The 1,447-nt window shown below is 73.5% G+C and carries 1 protein-coding gene; it reads right to left on the bottom strand.

Features of this window, described 5'->3' with window-relative positions; genetic code table 11:
- Positions 1–106: 106 nt before the first annotated feature.
- The gene (gene chrA / locus Mterra_RS21215) at positions 107–1,303 is read right to left on the bottom strand and encodes a chromate efflux transporter (protein ID WP_218023004.1); all 1,197 of its coding nucleotides are present in this window, start codon (positions 1,301–1,303) and stop codon (positions 107–109) included.
- Between the last annotated feature and the right edge of the window lie 144 nt (positions 1,304–1,447).

Here is a 1,447-nt window from a genome sequence, read left to right as displayed (position 1 = left end):
CGGGGAGGGGGTATCCCCCCCAGCCCCCCTTGCTAAGGGGGGAACAAGGCGTCTTGCGTTTGGCGTTTTGCGTACGGCGTAGGACGTAAGACCCACGCCCGGCGTTCTACAACCCCAGCAGCGCCCCCACCCCCGCCGCCAGCAGCACCACCAGCCAGGGCGGGGCCTTCCAGTGCATCAGCAGCGTGAAGCAGCCCAGCATCAGCGCGAAGTGGGCCGGGCTGTGGACGGCGCTCGTCCACACCGGGGTGTAGAGCGCGGCCAGCAGGATGCCCACCACCCCGGCGTTGACGCCCCGGAGGGCGGCCTGCACCCCGGCGTAGCTCCGCAGGCGGTTCCAGAAGGGCAGCGTTCCCGCGACCAGCAGGAAGGCGGGCAGGAAGACGGCGACTAAGGCGATGGCGGCCCCGGCCAGCGGCTCGAGCCCCACCCGGTTGACCGCGCCCAGGTAGGCCGCGAAGGTGAACAGCGGCCCCGGCACCGCCTGCGCCGCCCCGTACCCCGCCACGAAAGCCTCCTCCGCGACCCAGCCGGGCGGCACCACCTCGGCCTGCAGCAGCGGCAGGACCACGTGCCCGCCCCCGAAGACCAGCGACCCGGCGCGGTAGAAGCTGTCGAAGAGGGCCAAGGCCGGGGTCTGGCGCAGCAGGGGCAGGGCGAGCAGCAGCGCGAAGAACAGGGTGAGGAACAGCGCGCCCGCTCGAGCGCCCAGCCGCAGGGGGAGGGGGCTCGAGGCCGCGTTCACCGGCCCCCGCAGCAGCCAGGTGCCTACCACGCCCGAGGCCGCTATGATCGCCACCTGCACCGCCGGGCCCGGCCACAGCAGGGCCACGGCAGCCGCCCCGACCGCCAGCGTGACGCGCGGCCGGTCGGGGGTGAGGCCCTGGGCCATGCCCCACACCGCCTGCGCCACCACCGCCACCGCCACCACCTTCAGCCCGTGCAGCCAGCCCGCCGAGCCCAGGTCCTCCAGCCGCGCCACGCCCAGCGCGAACAGCACCAGCAGCGCCGCCGAGGGCAGGGTGAAGCCCGCCCACGCCGCCAGCGCGCCCCACAGCCCCGCCCGGTACATCCCGACCGCCATCCCCACCTGCGAACTCGCCGGCCCCGGCAGGAACTGGCAAAGCGCCACCAAGTCGGCATAACCCTGCTCGTCGAGCCAGCCCCGCCGCCGCACGAACTCCTCGCGGAAGTACCCCAGGTGGGCCACCGGCCCGCCGAAGGAGGTAAGCCCCAGCCGGAGGAACACCCCGAACACCTCCGCCACCGCCCGCCAGCCCTTGCGCTCGAGCCCTTGCTGCACAAGGCAGAGCATAGCGGGTACGGGAGTGTGCGTCAGCTATCAGCGGTCAGCCGTCGGCGAAAGGCTCGTAGCTTGTGGTGACCCCACCCCGTCCCTCCCCGCGTGCAGGGAGGGGGTATCCCCCCTGGCCCCCCTTGTTAAGGG

It is taken from the genome of Calidithermus terrae, from assembly GCF_003574345.1.
GTDB lineage: Bacteria > Deinococcota > Deinococci > Deinococcales > Thermaceae > Calidithermus > Calidithermus chliarophilus.
This window is presented reverse-complemented; position numbering and strand designations above follow the sequence as displayed.